Raw genomic sequence first — 14,658 nt, 5'->3', positions numbered from 1 at the left:
ATGTACCCGTCCGGCGGAGGGGAACCATGACGACGGAACTGCCCCGCATCATCAGCGTCGACGACCATGTGATCGAGCCCGCGCACCTCTTCGCGGCCTGGCTGCCGGAGAAGTACCGGGACCGCGGCCCGAAGCCGCTCACCGCGGGCATCGGCGAACTCGCCTACGTGGGCGGCAAGTACCGCATCACCATGGACCCCGACGGCCCGCCCACCGACTGGTGGATCTACGAGGACCTGCAGTTCCCCTACAAGCGCAACATCGCCGCCGTCGGCTTCTCCCGCGACGAGATGACCCTGGAAGGCATCACACGCGCGCAGATGCGCCCCGGCTGCTGGGATCCGGCGGAGCGGCTGAAGGACATGGACCTCAACCACGTCGAGGCCTCCCTGTGCTTCCCCACCTTCCCGCGCTTCTGCGGGCAGACGTTCGCCGAGGCGCACGACAAGGAGGTCGCCCTGGCCTGCGTGCGCGCCTACAACGACTGGATGGTCGAGGAGTGGTGCGGGGACAGCGGCGGACGGCTGATCCCGCTGTGCCTGATCCCGCTGTGGGACGTGGACCTGGCGGTCGCCGAGATCCGGCGCAACGCGGCCCGCGGGGTGCGGGCGGTGACCTTCTCCGAGATCCCCACCCATCTCGGGCTGCCGTCCATCCACTCCGGCCACTGGGACCCGTTCTTCAGGGCCTGCGAGGAGACCGGCACGGTCGTCGCCATGCACATCGGCTCCAGCTCCCAGATGCCCGCCGCGTCCCCGGACGCCCCGCCCGCCGTGCAGGCCACGCTGTCCTTCAACAACGCCATGGCCTCGATGACCGACTTCCTCTTCAGCGGCGTCCTGGTCCGCTTCCCCCGGCTCAAGCTCGCCTACGCCGAGGGCCAGATGGGGTGGATCCCGTACGCCCTGGAGCGCGCCGACGACGTCTGGGCCGAGCACCGCGCATGGGGCGGGGTGCGCGACACCGTCCCCGAGCCGCCGTCGACGTACTACTACCGGCAGATCTTCTGCTGCTTCTTCCGCGACAGGCACGGCGTCGCCTCGCTCGACGCCGTCGGCCGCGACAACGCCACCTTCGAGACCGACTACCCGCACGTCGACTCCACCTTCCCGCACACCAAGGAGGTCGCCCTCGACCACGTGCGGGGCCTCGACGAGGAGACGGTGTACAAGCTGCTGCGCGGGAACGCCATCCGCATGCTGGACCTGGACCTGGACCTGGACCTGGATCAGGACCTGGATCAGGACCTGGACCTGGATCAGGACCCGGATCAGGACCCGGGCCGCTGAGGAGGGCTCGTGGACCTCTCCGACAGCCCGGCGGAGGCGGAGTTCCGGGCCGGGCTGCGGGCCTGGCTGGCCGAGGTGCTGCCGACGCTGCCCGCCGTGCCGCCCGCGCACGACTGGCCCGCGCGCCGCCGCTACGACCTCGGCTGGCAGCGGACGCTGTACGACGCCGGGTACGGCGACGTCCACTGGGACGCGCCGCCCGCGAAGCGGCTGATCTTCCTGGAGGAGACCGAGCGGGCCGGCGCCCCCTACGTGGGTGCCGGGTTCGTCGGACTGCTGCACGCCGGGCCGACGATCGCCGCCGAGGGGACCGCCGCCCAGCGGGCCCGCTGGCTGCCGCCGATCCTGCGCGGCGAGGAGATCTGGTGCCAGGGCTTCAGCGAACCCGACGCCGGTTCCGACCTGGCTGCGCTGCGCACGCGCGCGCGGCGCGACGGCGGCCACTACGTGGTGAGCGGGTCCAAGATCTGGACCTCCCACGCCGAGGTCGCCGACTGGTGCGAACTGCTGGTGCGCACCGACCCGGACGCCCCGAAGCACCGCGGCATCACCTGGCTCGCCCTGCCCATGGACGCGCCGGGCGTCACCGTCCGGCCGCTGCGCACCCTGGCCGGCTCGGCCGAGTTCGCGCAGGTGTTCCTCGACGAGGTGCCGGTCCCGGTCGGCAACCGGGTCGGCGCGGAGCACGACGGCTGGCGGGTGACCCAGGTGACCCTCGGCTTCGAGCGCGGCACCGCCTTCGCCGGCGAGGTGGTGGCCTGCCGCCGGACCCTGGCCGAACTCGCCGCCGAGGCCCGGCGCAACGGCCGCTGGGACGACCCGGCGCTGCGCCGCCGCCTGGGCCGACTGCACGCCGAGTTCCGGGCGCTGTGGCGGCTGGTGCAGTGGAACGTGAGCGCGGCCGAGGCGAGCGGGGGCGTACCCGGCACCGGAGGTTCGGTTTTCAAACTGGCGTACTCGCGCGCGCGTCAGGAGCTGTACGACACCGCCGCCGAGGTCCTCGGCGCCGACTGCCTCGACCTGGACCGGCCGTGGACCTCCGAGCGGCTGTCGTCCCTGTCGTACACCATCGCCGCCGGTACCTCGCAGATCCAGTACGGCATCGTCGCCGAGCGGATCCTCGGCCTGCCGAAGGGACGGTGACCCGCGCGTGCGATTCCGACTCACCGACGACCAGCGGGCCCTGCGGGACGCCGTACGGCGGCTGCTCTCCCGACGCTGCGACCCGGCCGTGCTGCGGAAGGCCGCCGAGGGTCCGCCGGTGCTCGACCGGGAGCTGTGGCGGGCGCTGGGGGCGGTGGGCGTCTTCGCGCTGCGGCTGCCGGAGGCGGAGGGCGGGGCGGGACTGGGGCTGCCGGAGGCGGTGCTGGTCTTCGAGGAGGCGGGGCGGGCGCTGCTGCCCGGTCCGCTGGTGGCCACCCACCTCGCGGCGGCCAGCGTGCCGGGTGCGGCGACCGGCGAGACGGTCGTGACCGCGGTCGCCGGCGGCCTGGTGGAGTGGCTGGACGCGGCGGACGTGGTGTGCGGGGACGCAGCGGGGGCGGTACCCCTGCGGTCGGTGGACCCGCTGACGCCGCTGCACCGGGTGCGGGGCGGGCGGGGAGAGCCAGAGCCAGGAGGCACGCGAGACGCGGGAGACGCAGCACGCGCCGGAGAGACACGAGACGCGGGAGACGCAGGGGGGATGCGGCCCGACCCGCTCGCCGTCCTGCTCACCGCCGCCGAGCAGCTCGGATCCGCCGTCCGCAGCACCGGACTGGCGGCACAACACGCCCGGACCCGGGAACAGTTCGGGCGGCCGATCGGGGCGTTCCAGGCGGTGGCGCATCTGTGCGCCGGGATGCTGGTGCGCACCGAGACCGCCCGTGCCGCCGTGTACGCCGCCGCCGTGACGGCCGATCCGGTGGACATCGCGGCGGCCCGGCTGCTCGCCGACGAGGCGGCGGTGCGGTGCGCCCGGGACTGCCTGCAGGTGCACGGTGGCATGGGGTTCACCTGGGAGTCCGAGGTGCATCTGCATCTGAAGCGGGCGTGGATGCGCACCCGGCGTGGCGGTGAAGTGACGCAGAGTGAGGAGGTGCTCGCGGGCGGTCTGCTGGTCGACGGCGGCTGAACCGCCCCTGGGCTGCGGAGTTGGCGGCCGGGTCCGCGCCGATGTCACCGATCGTGGCATTCCGGAATCACGGAGCGTCGATATCGGGTTGTGTCCTGCGCGTGACCCGTCACGGCCTGGAGTCGGCGCCGGGCTCCGGTACCTTGTGGGGGATGCGAGTGGTCCCGAGCGCGAACCGTGCCGGTGTTGCCCCTGGGGCGGCTCCGGAGCCGGGGGTGCGTGCCGCCGCTCGCAGGGCGGAGCGGCCGTGGGCCGCCGCCGGTTCGAGTCTCCGCAACCGGCGTCGCACAGTATGCCGCACGGGTACTCCTTCGCGCTGGAATATGCCCGAAGCGCTTGTTGGGGTGACTGTACGTCAACCATGCTGTCCTGCAAGGGGTTCACGTTCTGTGATCCCTGTCCCGGCCGTTGTTCTGGCCATGCAAAAAAATGGCTACGATCGTGGCCCTCATGAGGCGCGAGCCTTTGTGTCCGCCGGTTCGGATGGTGTGAGCGGTGCAGGTGCTTCAAGTGCAGCTGGAGATCCGGCCCGACCCCGCGGAGGTCGGGCGGGCCCGCAGGTGGGCCCGCTCGCGGCTCGCCGGGTCCGGGATAGCGGTCGACGAGCCGCTCGCCGAGACCCTCGTCCTGCTCGTCTCCGAGCTCGTCACCAACGCCGTCGTGCACACCGGCCGTCCCGCCGTCCTGCGGCTCTCGCTGCCCGGCGTGGAGGCCGAGGACGCAGCCGTCCGCCTCGAGGTCGCCGACAGCAGTGAACGCGTCCCGGTGCCCCGGTGCGTGGGTGGCGAGGCGACCGGCGGCCGGGGGCTCGCCCTCGTCGACGGGCTCGCCGACCGCTGGGGCTGGAGCCGTGAGGGGGCGGGCAAGCGCATCTGGTGCGAACTCGACCGCTGCGCCGAGCGTGCGGAGCCCGCCGGGTCCGAGGCGCCCTGCCCGGATGCGGTGTACGAGGGGCTGGCCTACGAGGCGGTTTAGCGGGTGCGGGATCCGGCGCGGGCCGTGGCGCCTTCGGCGTGGCGGTGGCCGTGGTACCGGCCCGGTGGTTCGGCCGGCCCGGGGTACGGGTGCACGGGTCTTCCCTCTTCCGGGAGAGGGGTGCGGTCGTGCGCCGGGGTGTGCTTCCGTGCGCGTCCGCCGTGAACTGAGTGCGAGTGAGGATTCCCCGGCTGGGTGTTGACGGGTCGTGACCGTTTGATCACCCTTGTGGTCAGCGATTCGCCGTGAGGGGACGACGAGGGTTCGGTGACGGGAACCCTCGCCGAGTGTGGGTCGTGATTCGGCGTCGGTTCCCTCAGGGCCACGGGGGACCGGGGCGGGAACGCCGGGTCGGGTGGCGGCGCGCGGTGCCGTGCTCGGGGCGGACAGCGCCGCGCCGCCGGCCGGCCGACCGCAGTGGTCTGCGGTCCGCCTGCGTGGTCCCGCGGCGCCCGGTGGCTCACAGCAGGGCCACGGGCGCCACGGGGGAGCCCGTCGCACCGGTGAACGGCTCGGGCGTCGCCGACAGCAGGAACGTGTACCGGCCGGTTTCTCCACAGGCTGTGGACAGTTCCTCGAGATTCCAGTTCTGGCCCTGGAGCAGCCCCATCTCCACCAGATGCAGTGCATGCACGGGCAGCCACAGCCCCGCCACCTCCGGCGGGAACACCTCGAAGGCGAGCGTGTCGCTCGCCACGGCGGCCACGTCGCGCGCGTGGAACCACCGCGGGGTACGCAGGGAGAGTCCCGGCGACGGGTAGGCGTACCCTTCGCGGTCCCCGCCCAGCAGGACCCGTATCTGCCCTGTCCGCACCAGCGCCACATCACCGGCACGCACGCGCGTGCCCGCCAGTTCCTCGGCGGCGTCCAGGTCCTCCGGGGTGACCGCCCGGCCGCCGTCCAGCCGGTCCACGCCCCGCACCCGGGCCACGTCGAGCAGCACCCCGCGCGAGACCAGGTGCCGGACCGTGCCGATCCCGCCGAAGCCTGCGCCGTCGTGCGCCGTGACGGTGCCGGCCGGGCGGCCGTTGTAGAGCAGGCCGGAGTGCGACACATGGGCCAGCGCGTCCCAGTGGGTGGCCGCCTGCAGCCCCATGGTCACCGCGTCGTCGCTGCACGCCACCGTGCCCGGCCCGAACACCTCCCGGTTGATCTGTGTCATCACGTGCAGCGGATCCACCCGCCCCGGGATCAGACCGGTCTGCACTCCGCCCCGGCGCAGCGGGAGCGCCAGCGGGATCCGGCGTCCGGTGCGCACACAGGAGGCGGCCTCGCGGACCACGCCGTCGGTGATCAGATTGAGGGTGCCGATCTCGTCGTCGGCCCCCCAGCGGCCCCAGTTGTTCACCCGCCCCGCGATCTCACGGAACTCCTCCGGCAACGGCATGGGTCCCTCCCCGGGGGTTGTCTCCGGTGGCCCCTCGCGCCATAGAATCTAACGGACCGTCAGAAACTGTGGGAAGGGGCCGGGCGTGGGGAGCTTCCTGGCAGACAAGGTCGTCGCCGTCACCGGCGCCGGGCGCGGCATCGGGCGTGCGGTCGCGCGCGCGGCGGCGGCCGAGGGCGCGCGCGTCGTCGTCAACGACCTCGGGGTGACCGTCGACGGCGCCGCACCGACCAGCGAGGTCGCCGAGGCGGTGGTCAAGGAGATCGGGGCGGCCGGCGGGGACGCGGTCGCGGTCGCCGACGACATCGCCACCATGGCGGGCGGCAGGCGTGTCGTCGACGCGGCGCTGACGTCGTACGGGCGGCTCGACGGTGTGGTGTGCGTGGCCGGGATCCTGCGGGAGCGCATGCTGTTCAACATGACCGAGGAGGAGTGGGATCCGGTCGTGGCCACCCATCTCAAGGGCACCTTCACCGTGTTCCGGGCCGCCTCCGCGGTGATGCGGGAGCAGCGCTCCGGCACCCTGATCGGCTTCACCAGCGGCAACCACCGGGGCTCGGTCTCCCAGGCCAACTACAGCGCCGCCAAGGGCGGCATCGTCTCGCTGGTGCGCAGCGCCGCCCTCGGACTGCACAAGTACGGGGTGACGGCCAACGCGGTCGCGCCCGTCGCCCGTACCCGGATGTCGGCCGGCGTCCCCACCGAGCTGACCGAGATCGGCGAACCGGAGGACGTGGCCGCACTGGTCGTCTATCTGCTCTCCGACCGGGCGCGGCAGGCGGGCGTCACCGGGCAGGTCTACACCAGCGCCGGGCCCAAGATCGCGGTGTGGGCCCAGCCCAGGGAGCTGCGGGCCGCGTACGCCGACGGCTCGTGGACGCCCGAGCGGATCGCGGAGGTGCTGCCGGGCACGGTGGGCGTGGACCCGATGCCGCTGCTCGAACAGGTGCGGGCGATGGAAAGGGCGGCGCGGCGGGGAGAGCGGCCGAACACGTAGCCCCGTCCGGCGGACCACGCGGCCCGGCCCGTAGGGCCCGCCCTGCGGACCACGCGGCCGGACACGCGGGGCCGTCCGGCGGATCATCAGGAGTCGAGGGGAGCCGGCGATGCGCGGTGTGCTGTTCGACGGGCGGCGGGTCCGGGTCGTGGACGACCTGGAGGTACGGGACCCCGGCCCGGGGGAGGTGCGGGTGGCGGTCCGGGCGGCCGGACTCTGCCACAGCGACCTGTCGGTGGTGGACGGGACCATCCCGTTCCCGGCACCCGTCGTGCTCGGCCACGAAGGTGCGGGAGTGGTGGAGGCGGTCGGGGAGGGCGTCACGCACGTCGCCCCCGGGGACCCGGTCTGTCTGTCCACCCTCGCGAACTGCGGCGCCTGTGCCGCATGCGACCGGGGCCGGCCGACGATGTGCCGCCGGGCGATCGGCCGCCCGGAACGGCCCTTCACGCGCGCGGACGGCCCGGTCCACCAGTTCGCCGCCGTCTCGGCGTTCGCCGAACGGACGGTGGTCCGGGCGGTGCAGGCGGTCCGCGTCCCCGACGGCATCCCGTTCCCGGCGGCGGCGCTGATCGGGTGCGGCGTGCTGACCGGCGTCGGAGCGGTCCTCAACCGCGCGCGCGTGGAGCCCGGCGACAGCGTCCTGGTGCTCGGCACCGGCGGCATCGGCCTCAACGTCGTCCAGGGAGCCCGGCTGGCCGGCGCCCTGCCGATCGTCGCGGTCGACGCCAACCCGGAGAAGGAGACGGTGGCCCGCCGCTTCGGCGCCACCCACTTCCTGGCCTCGGCGGACCGGGTGCGGGACATCCTGCCGACGGGCGCGGACCACGCCTTCGAGTGCGTCGGGCGTGTCGAGCTGATCCGCCGGGCCGTCGACGCGCTCGACCGGCACGGCCAGGCGGTGCTGCTCGGCGTGCCGCCCGCGCGCGCGGAGGCATCGTTCGCCGTGTCGTCCCTGTACCTCGACAAGGCGATCCTGGGCTGCCGCTACGGCTCCTCCCGCCCCCAGTACGACATCGCCCGGTACGCGGAGCTGTACCGCGCGGGCCGCCTTCTGCTGGACGAGCTGGTGACGGCGACCTACCCGGTGGAGGACTTCGCCGAGGCGGCGGCGGACGCGGCGGCGGGGCGGGTGGCCCGCGGGGTGCTGGTCTTCTAGGCGGTGGTCTTCTAGGCGGTGGTCTTCAGGGCGGTGGTCTTCAGGGCGGTGGTCTTCAGGGCGCTGTTCGTGAGCGGGGCCGGGGGACGGGACCCGCGGGGCGGCACCGTCAGCGGACGGCGCCGAGGCCCGTGCCGCCGTTGTCGGTACCGCCGTCGCCGCCCCTGGTGCGGAAGGTGCGGCGGTAGGCGGTGGGAGTGACCCCTAGCGCCGCCTGCAGGTGCTGGCGCATCGACTGGGCGGTGCCGAAGCCGGAGTCCCGGGCCACCCGGTCGACGGACAGAGCGGTGGACTCCAGCAGATGCCGGGCGCGTTCGACACGCTGCTGGGTGAGCCACTGGCCGGGACTGATGCCGACCTCCTCGCGGAAGCGCCGGGTGAAGGTGCGCACCGACATCGCCTCCTGCTCGGCCAGGTCCCGCAGCTGAAGGGGCTCGTGGAGCCGGCCGAGCGCCCAGGCGCGGGCGCCGGTGGTGGACGCCTGCCGCGGATCGGGCACCGGCCGCGCGATGTACTGCGCCTGCCCGCCGTCACGGTAGGGCGGTACGACGGTGCGGCGGGCGACGTCGTTGGCGACGGCCGTGCCGTGGTCGCGGCGCACGATGTGCACGCAGAGGTCGATCCCGGCGGCCACCCCGGCGGAGGTGAGCACGTCCCCGTCGTCGACGAACAGCACGTCGGCATCGACCCGGATCCTCGGGAACAACCGCTGGAAGTGCTCGGCCGACGCCCAGTGCGTGGTCGCCGGGCGCCCGTCGAGATACCCGGCGGCGGCGAGGACGTAGCCGCCGGTGCAGATGCCGACGAGCCGGGTGCCCGGACGGATACGGCCGAGCGCGGCGGCCAGTTCCGGGGTCAGTACACCCTCCTCGTGCACGGGACCGAGTTCGTAGGAGGCGGGCACCACGACCGTGTCGGCGTCGGCGAGGGCCTCGGGGCCGTTCTCGACGAGGAGTGCGAAGTCGGCTTCCGTCTCCACCGGGCCCGGCGGCCGGACGGAGCAGGTGACGACCTCGTACAGGCTGCCGCCCGCCGCGTCCCTGGCGCGGCCGAAGATGCGCTGCGGGATGCCCAGCTCGAAGGGGAGCAGCCCGTCGAGGGCGAGGACGACGACCCGGTGCGGCCGGCAGCCCCGTACGGCCCCGCTGTCCTGGGGGGTGGCCATGCTGCCCTCGTCCGTGTCCCGAAGCATGGCCCGATCCTAGCGGACCATGTCTGCCGGGCCACTCGTCTGCGCGGAGCGCGCATCGGAGGCTCGATGACGTGACTCAGACAACCGACCCGTCAGCAGCCGTGGAGCAGCCCGGACCCGCCCGTCCGCGGCGTGTGCGGCCACGCCGTGTCCGGGTGCACCGCGCCTGGTTCGTCGCCGCCGTCACCTTCGTGACGATCATCGGCGCCGCCGCCTTCCGTTCCGTACCGGGACTCCTGATCGACCCGTTGAACCAGGAGTTCGACTGGTCGCGGGGCACGATCAGCGCCGCGGTCTCCGTCAATCTCGCGCTGTACGGGCTGACGGCGCCGTTCGCGGCGGCGTTGATGGACCGGTTCGGCATCCGGAGGGTGGTCGCGGTCGCGCTGACGGTGATCGCCCTCGGCTCCGGTCTGACGGTGTGGATGGACTCCGCCTGGCAACTGCTGCTGTGCTGGGGGCTGCTGGTCGGCCTCGGCTCCGGTTCGATGGCGCTGGCGTTCGCGGCCACGGTCACCAACCGCTGGTTCACCGAGCGGCGCGGCCTGGTCAGCGGCATCCTCACCGCCGCCTCGGCCTCCGGCCAGCTGATCTTCCTCCCCCTGCTGTCCTGGATCGTCTCCCGGTACGACTGGCGCCCGGCGGCCGTCACGGTCGCGCTCGCCGCCCTCGCGGTCGTCCCGTTCGTGTGGCTGCTGCTGCACGACCACCCGGCCGACCTCGGGCAGAAGCCGTACGGCGCGAAGGAGTTCGTACCGAAGCCCGCCCCCGTGCCGGGCGCCGCGCGCCGCGCGGTGAGCGTCCTGCTGCGGGCCGTGCGCACCGGGCCGTTCTGGCTGCTGGCCGGGACCTTCGCGATCTGCGGTGCCTCGACCAACGGCCTGATCCAGACGCACTTCGTGCCCGCCGCCCACGACCACGGCATGCCCATCACGGCCGCGGCATCGCTGCTCGCGGTCATCGGGGTGTTCGACGTGATCGGCACGGTGGCCTCCGGCTGGTTCACCGACCGCTTCGAACCGCGCCGCCTGCTGGCCGTCTACTACGCGCTGCGCGGCATCTCCCTGCTCTTCCTCCCGATCCTCCTGGCCCCCACGGTCCACCCTCCGATGATCTTCTTCATCGTCTTCTACGGCCTCGACTGGGTCGCCACCGTGCCGCCCACCCTGGCCCTGTGCCGGGAGCAGTACGGCGAGGACAGCGCGATCGTCTTCGGCTGGGTCCTCGCCTCCCACCAGGTCGGCGCCGCCGTCGTCGCCTTCCTCGGCGGCGTGGCCCGCGATGTCTTCGGCTCCTACGACGTCGTCTGGTACGCCTCCGGTGCCCTGTGCGCCGCCGCGGCCCTGATGGCGCTGGTGATCCGTCGCCGCCCGGAGCCGGGCCCGGTGAGTGCCCCGGCCTGAGCTCAGTCGCGCGCCAGCCGCGCGAACCGCCCCCGGTGGAAGACCAGCGGCCCGCCGCGCACGCCGCCGCCCGGGCCGTCCCCCTCCCCGTCGTCGGCGCCGAGCGCCAGCACCCGCCCGACGACGATCAGATGGTCGCCGCCGGGGTGCACGGCCCGGACGGCGCAGTCCACCCAGGCGACCGCACCGGCCAGCCGCGGCGCACCGGTCACGGGCGCCGCGTCATGGGTCACGCCCGCGAACTTGTCGGCGCAGCCGGCACCGCTCACCGCGAAGGCGCGGCACAACTCGCCCTGGTCGGCACCCAGGACGTTGACGCAGAACACCCCGGCGCGGGCGATGCGCGGCCAGGTGGTGGAGGACCGGCCGACGAGGAAGACGACGAGAGGCGGATCGAGGGACAGCGAGGCGAAGGACTGACAGGCGAACCCGGCGGGTCCCGGCGAGCCGGCGGCAGCCGGCGCGGTGACCACGGTCACGCCCGTCGCGAAGTTCCCGAGCACCCGCCGGAACACCTGCTGCCCGACCGGCGCCCGCTCGTCCTCCCCGACGCACCGCAACTCCGGCCGCGGCAGCGCCTCCACGTCCCCGGCGGCACCGCCCCCGCCGGCCCCCAGATACCGCACCGCGGCGGCGGCCATTCCCGCGTGTCCCATCATGCTGTCCATTGAACCTGACGGTGTGTCAGGTAGGTAGGGGCCGGGAGGAGGAGGTTGTGCGGTTGCTCGCACGCGCGGCCGGGGGCCCTGCGGAGCTGACTCGGTTTCCGGCCGGGGCGGAGCCCGACCGGCGGGGCGACGGGGAGGGCGTGGGTCGGGAGGCGAACCGGGACTCTTCCTGTGGCTCGGCGACCCGGACACCGCGGACCTGCGGGTCCTGGCCCCGGGCTGATGCCCGGGAGCCGTGGAGCGGCCGGTCACCGGCCCCGGAACCCGGCCCGTCGGCGCTGGACGAAGGCGGTGAGGCCCTCCTGGGCGTCGGCCGTCGTCATGTTGATCTCCTGGGCGGCGGCCTCGGCGGCGAAGGCGGTGGTGCGGTCGGTGTCGAGGGAGGCGTTGACGAGCTGTTTGGTCAGGGTGAGGGCGCGGGTGGGGCCGGAGGCGAGGCGCTCGGCCCAGGCGAGTGCGGTGGTGCCGAGGGCCCCGTCGGGGACGACGCGGTTGACCAGGCCGAGGCGTTCGGCCTCGGCGGCCGGGAGCGGGTCGCCGAAGAACATCAGTTCCTTGGCGCGCTGGGGGCCGATCAGCCGGGGCAGCAGATACGCGCCACCCGCGTCCGGGACCAGGCCGCGCCGCACGAACACCTCGACGAACGTGGCGGACCGGGCGGCCAGGACGAGGTCGCAGGCGAAGGCGAGATGGGCGCCGAGACCGGCAGCCGTGCCGTTGACGGCGGCGATCACCGGCTTCTCGCAGTCGAGGACGGCGGTGATCAGTCGCTGGGCGCCCACCCGCAGGGTGCGGGCGACGTCACCGGCGATCCGCTCGTCGCGTCCCGTTCCGCCGGCCGCGCGCAGGTCCGCCCCGGCGCAGAACGCCCGGCCGGAACCGGTGAGGACGACGGCGCGGACGGCCGGGTCCGCGGACGCTTCGGCGAGCTGCCGGATCAGATGTTCTCGCTGGTCAGGAGTGATGGCGTTGAGGACTTCCGGACGGTGGAGCGTGATGCGGCGGACGTGGTTGTCAGTGGCGTGGCGTATCAATGACTCAGCGGGCTCGGCCGGTGACTCTGCGGAGTCCCGGGCGCGGTCCACGGGTCTGCCGGTGACGGCGTGGTTCTGGTTCTCGGGGGAGGAAGTCATGCGGGTCGCCCACTCTCTACGGCTGCTGTGGCGGGTGCTGCGCGCCGGGGCTGCACACGGCGAGCACGTCCAGCGCCACGGCCCCCTGCCCCTGCGGCAGCACCATCAGCGGGTTGATGTCGAGCTCCGCGAGGTCGCCCTCCAGCTCCAGCGCCATGCGCTGCACCCGCAGGACGACCTCGACGAGCGCGTCCACGTCGGCCGGGGGGCGCCCCCGGACCCCGCCGAGCAGTGCCCGCCCGCGCAGTTCGGCGACCATGTCCCGGGCCTGCTCCTCGCCGAAGGGCGGCACCCGCACGGCTGTGTCCCGCAGCACCTCCACCAGTACCCCGCCGAGCCCCACGGTCACCGTCGGACCGAACAGCTCGTCGTGCGTGACCCCCACGACCATCTCCACGCCCTGCTCGACCATCTGGCACACCAGCACACCGTCCAGCGCCACGCCCTCGTGGCGGGCGATGTCGGTCAGCTCCCGGTAGGCGTCCCGGACCTGGCTCGCCGAGGTGAGCCCGATCTTCACCAGGCCCAGTTCCGTCTTGTGGGCGATCCGCGCACCGGACGCCTTCATCACCACCGGGTAGCCCACCAGCCCCGCCGCCCGCACGGCCGCCGCGGCACTGGTCACCAACTGCTCCCGCGGCACCCGGATCCCGTACGCCCGCAGCAGCTGCTTGGCCGCGTGCTCGCTCAGCTGCTCGCCCGGCCGCATCAGCTCCGCCGCCTTCCGGAAGGAGGGGGACGGCGTGCGCGGGGCGTCGTCGAAGGGGGAGCGGTAGCCGGTCGCGAACCGGTGGTGGTCCAGATGGGCGCGGACGGCCGTCAGGCAGTTGGCGACGGTGCGGAAGGTGGCCACCCTGGAGGAGCCCAGCAGGACCTCGCGGTAGGCCGGCTCCGTACCGACCGGCGAGCCCCACACCACGCACACCAGCTTGTCCGTCTCCTCCGCCGCGTCCACCAGATCCCGCACCAGCCGGTCGCTCAGCGGTGGGAACGGGCCGGTGACGGGGCAGATCAGCACCCCCACGTCCGGGTCGGCGAGGATCGCGTCGATGATCTTCCGGCCGCGTGCGTCGCCGACCGGGTGCCCGCCGTTGTCGACCGGGTTGGCCACACTCAGATACCCGGGTATCCACTGGTGCAGCTCCGCCTGCCGCTCCTCGGACAGCGCCGGCAGCCGCAGCCCCGCCTCGGCCGCGAGGTCGGCGACATGCGCGCCCGTGCCGCCCGAAATCGCATAGACCACCACCCCGTCGGCCCGCGGGGGCCGGGCGCGGGCCAGCAGGGCGGCGGTGTCCTGGAGTTCGTCGAGCCCGTCGACGCGGATCACCCCGTACTGCCGCAGCGCCGCGTCCACCACCGCGTCCGCTCCGGTCAGTTTGCCGGTGTGGGTGGCGGCCGTGCGGGCCCCGGCCTCGGTGCGGCCCACCTTGACCGCGACGACCGGCAGCCCGCGCCGGGCGGCCCGGTCGGCGGCCAGCAGGAAGGAGCGGCCGTTCCTGATGCCCTCGACGTAGGCGGCGACGGCACCGACCTCCGGTCGCCCGGCGAAGTAGGAGAGGAAATCGGCGGTCTCCAGGTCGGCCTCGTTGCCGGTGGGTGCCCAGTGCGAGACCCGGATGCCGAGTTCCTGGAGCGCGAAGAGGGGCCGTCCCTGGTGCCCGGACTGCGTGATGAGCGCGATCGAGGGCCCGTCGAGATCCTCGCGGAAGTGCTCGAAGGCGTTGAGGTTGGTGTTCGGCCCCAGCAGCCGCATACCGGACCGGGCCACGGCCTCGGCCAGCCGCCGCTGGGCCGCCGCCCCCGCCGTGCCGGTCTCCGCGAACCCGGAGGCGAACACCACCGCGAACCGGGCCTTCGCCTCGGCCAGTTCCTCGATCACCGGAAGGGGGTCGGCGACCAGCACCACGGCGACATCGACCTGCTCGGGCAGGTCGGCGACGGAGGGAGAGCAGGGAATGCCGAAGACGGCGGGCCGGCCGGGATGCACCGGGTGCAGCCGGGCCCCGACCCGCGCGGCCCAGTCGGCGAGTTGGCGGGTGACACCGGTGTTCGGCCGGCCCTCGGTGTCGGATGCGCCGATCACCGCGACCGACCCGGGGCGGAAGAAGCGGTCCAGATCGGGGACCTCGGCGTGCAGGGCTCGCCCGCTGACGTCCAGGTCGCCCGCCCCGGCCGGCCGGCCGTGCACCACGGTCCCGGACCGCTCGCCACAGGCGAGGACCCGGGTCCGGCGGGAGTCGGTGGTGAGAGTGCCGTGGGTTGATCCAAGCATCGGTCCGCCCGCTCCTCGGAGACAGCCAGTAACTGACACCTTGTCAGGTTACTGAACTGACGCCCTGTCA

General features: G+C 73.8%; 12 protein-coding genes. 7 read left to right on the top strand and 5 right to left on the bottom strand.

Going from position 1 to position 14,658, the window contains the following annotated elements:
- Nucleotides 1–26: 26 nt before the first annotated feature.
- From V5O46_RS06625 to V5O46_RS06610, 4 genes are all read left to right on the top strand, one after another.
- A complete protein-coding gene (locus tag V5O46_RS06625; RefSeq protein ID WP_332883485.1) occupies nt 27–1,289 on the top strand; it encodes an amidohydrolase family protein in 1,263 nt (420 codons plus the stop codon).
- A 9-nt stretch (nt 1,290–1,298) separates the two neighbouring features.
- Nucleotides 1,299–2,432, top strand: coding sequence for an acyl-CoA dehydrogenase family protein (locus tag V5O46_RS06620; protein ID WP_332883484.1), 1,134 nt, complete (start codon nt 1,299–1,301; stop codon nt 2,430–2,432).
- A gap of 7 nt (nt 2,433–2,439) precedes the next feature.
- A complete protein-coding gene (locus tag V5O46_RS06615) occupies nt 2,440–3,402 on the top strand; it encodes an acyl-CoA dehydrogenase family protein (RefSeq protein ID WP_332883483.1) in 963 nt (320 codons plus the stop codon).
- 510 nt (nt 3,403–3,912) lie between these two features.
- A complete protein-coding gene (locus tag V5O46_RS06610) occupies nt 3,913–4,377 on the top strand; it encodes an ATP-binding protein (RefSeq protein ID WP_408648934.1) in 465 nt (154 codons plus the stop codon).
- Between the two features lie 460 nt (nt 4,378–4,837).
- On the opposite strand, the gene V5O46_RS06605 is transcribed toward V5O46_RS06610, so the two are convergent.
- Nucleotides 4,838–5,764, bottom strand: a complete 927-nt coding sequence (locus tag V5O46_RS06605; protein WP_332883481.1) for a cyclase family protein — start codon at nt 5,762–5,764, stop codon at nt 4,838–4,840.
- Between the two features lie 85 nt (nt 5,765–5,849).
- Here V5O46_RS06605 and V5O46_RS06600 point away from each other — a divergent pair, with 85 nt between their 5' ends.
- The gene (locus V5O46_RS06600; RefSeq protein WP_332883480.1) at nt 5,850–6,761 is read left to right on the top strand and encodes an SDR family oxidoreductase; all 912 of its coding nucleotides are present in this window, start codon (nt 5,850–5,852) and stop codon (nt 6,759–6,761) included.
- A 109-nt stretch (nt 6,762–6,870) separates the two neighbouring features.
- Nucleotides 6,871–7,920, top strand: coding sequence for an alcohol dehydrogenase catalytic domain-containing protein (locus V5O46_RS06595; protein ID WP_332883479.1), 1,050 nt, complete (start codon nt 6,871–6,873; stop codon nt 7,918–7,920).
- A gap of 109 nt (nt 7,921–8,029) precedes the next feature.
- Here V5O46_RS06595 and V5O46_RS06590 read toward each other — a convergent pair whose 3' ends face one another.
- A complete protein-coding gene (locus tag V5O46_RS06590) occupies nt 8,030–9,085 on the bottom strand; it encodes a GlxA family transcriptional regulator (protein ID WP_332883695.1) in 1,056 nt (351 codons plus the stop codon).
- 98 nt (nt 9,086–9,183) lie between these two features.
- Here V5O46_RS06590 and V5O46_RS06585 point away from each other — a divergent pair, with 98 nt between their 5' ends.
- On the top strand, nt 9,184–10,515 hold the full coding sequence (locus V5O46_RS06585) for an MFS transporter (protein ID WP_332883478.1): 1,332 nt from the start codon (nt 9,184–9,186) through the stop codon (nt 10,513–10,515).
- 2 nt (nt 10,516–10,517) lie between these two features.
- Here V5O46_RS06585 and V5O46_RS06580 read toward each other — a convergent pair whose 3' ends face one another.
- The 3 genes from V5O46_RS06580 to V5O46_RS06570 form a co-directional block, all read right to left on the bottom strand.
- Complete coding sequence (locus V5O46_RS06580; RefSeq protein WP_332883694.1) at nt 10,518–11,171, bottom strand: flavin reductase family protein; 654 nt, start codon at nt 11,169–11,171, stop codon at nt 10,518–10,520.
- A gap of 260 nt (nt 11,172–11,431) precedes the next feature.
- Nucleotides 11,432–12,316 carry an enoyl-CoA hydratase/isomerase family protein gene (locus V5O46_RS06575; protein ID WP_332883477.1) on the bottom strand — a complete coding sequence of 295 codons (885 nt, stop codon included), beginning with the start codon at nt 12,314–12,316 and terminating at the stop codon, nt 11,432–11,434.
- Nucleotides 12,317–12,332: 16 nt separating this feature from the next.
- The gene (locus V5O46_RS06570) at nt 12,333–14,588 is read right to left on the bottom strand and encodes an acetate--CoA ligase family protein (RefSeq protein ID WP_332883476.1); all 2,256 of its coding nucleotides are present in this window, start codon (nt 14,586–14,588) and stop codon (nt 12,333–12,335) included.
- Between the last annotated feature and the right edge of the window lie 70 nt (nt 14,589–14,658).

Source organism: Streptomyces poriticola (assembly GCF_036689765.1).
GTDB classification, from domain to species: Bacteria; Actinomycetota; Actinomycetes; order Streptomycetales; family Streptomycetaceae; genus Streptomyces; species Streptomyces poriticola.
Note: the sequence above shows the minus strand (reverse complement) of the source record. Positions and strands in the feature narration are given on the sequence as shown.

Excerpts from the sequence above, each read along its gene's own strand:
- V5O46_RS06590 (WP_332883695.1), bottom strand. The coding sequence starts at position 9,085 with ATGGCCACCCCCCAGGACAGCGGGGCCGTACGGGGCTGCCGGCCGCAC.
- V5O46_RS06570 (WP_332883476.1), bottom strand. The coding sequence starts at position 14,588 with ATGCTTGGATCAACCCACGGCACTCTCACCACCGACTCCCGCCGGACC.
- V5O46_RS06580 (WP_332883694.1), bottom strand. The coding sequence starts at position 11,171 with ATGGGACACGCGGGAATGGCCGCCGCCGCGGTGCGGTATCTGGGGGCC.
- V5O46_RS06625 (WP_332883485.1), top strand. The coding sequence starts at position 27 with ATGACGACGGAACTGCCCCGCATCATCAGCGTCGACGACCATGTGATC.
- V5O46_RS06605 (WP_332883481.1), bottom strand. The coding sequence starts at position 5,764 with ATGCCGTTGCCGGAGGAGTTCCGTGAGATCGCGGGGCGGGTGAACAAC.
- V5O46_RS06595 (WP_332883479.1), top strand. The coding sequence starts at position 6,871 with ATGCGCGGTGTGCTGTTCGACGGGCGGCGGGTCCGGGTCGTGGACGAC.
- V5O46_RS06575 (WP_332883477.1), bottom strand. The coding sequence starts at position 12,316 with ATGACTTCCTCCCCCGAGAACCAGAACCACGCCGTCACCGGCAGACCC.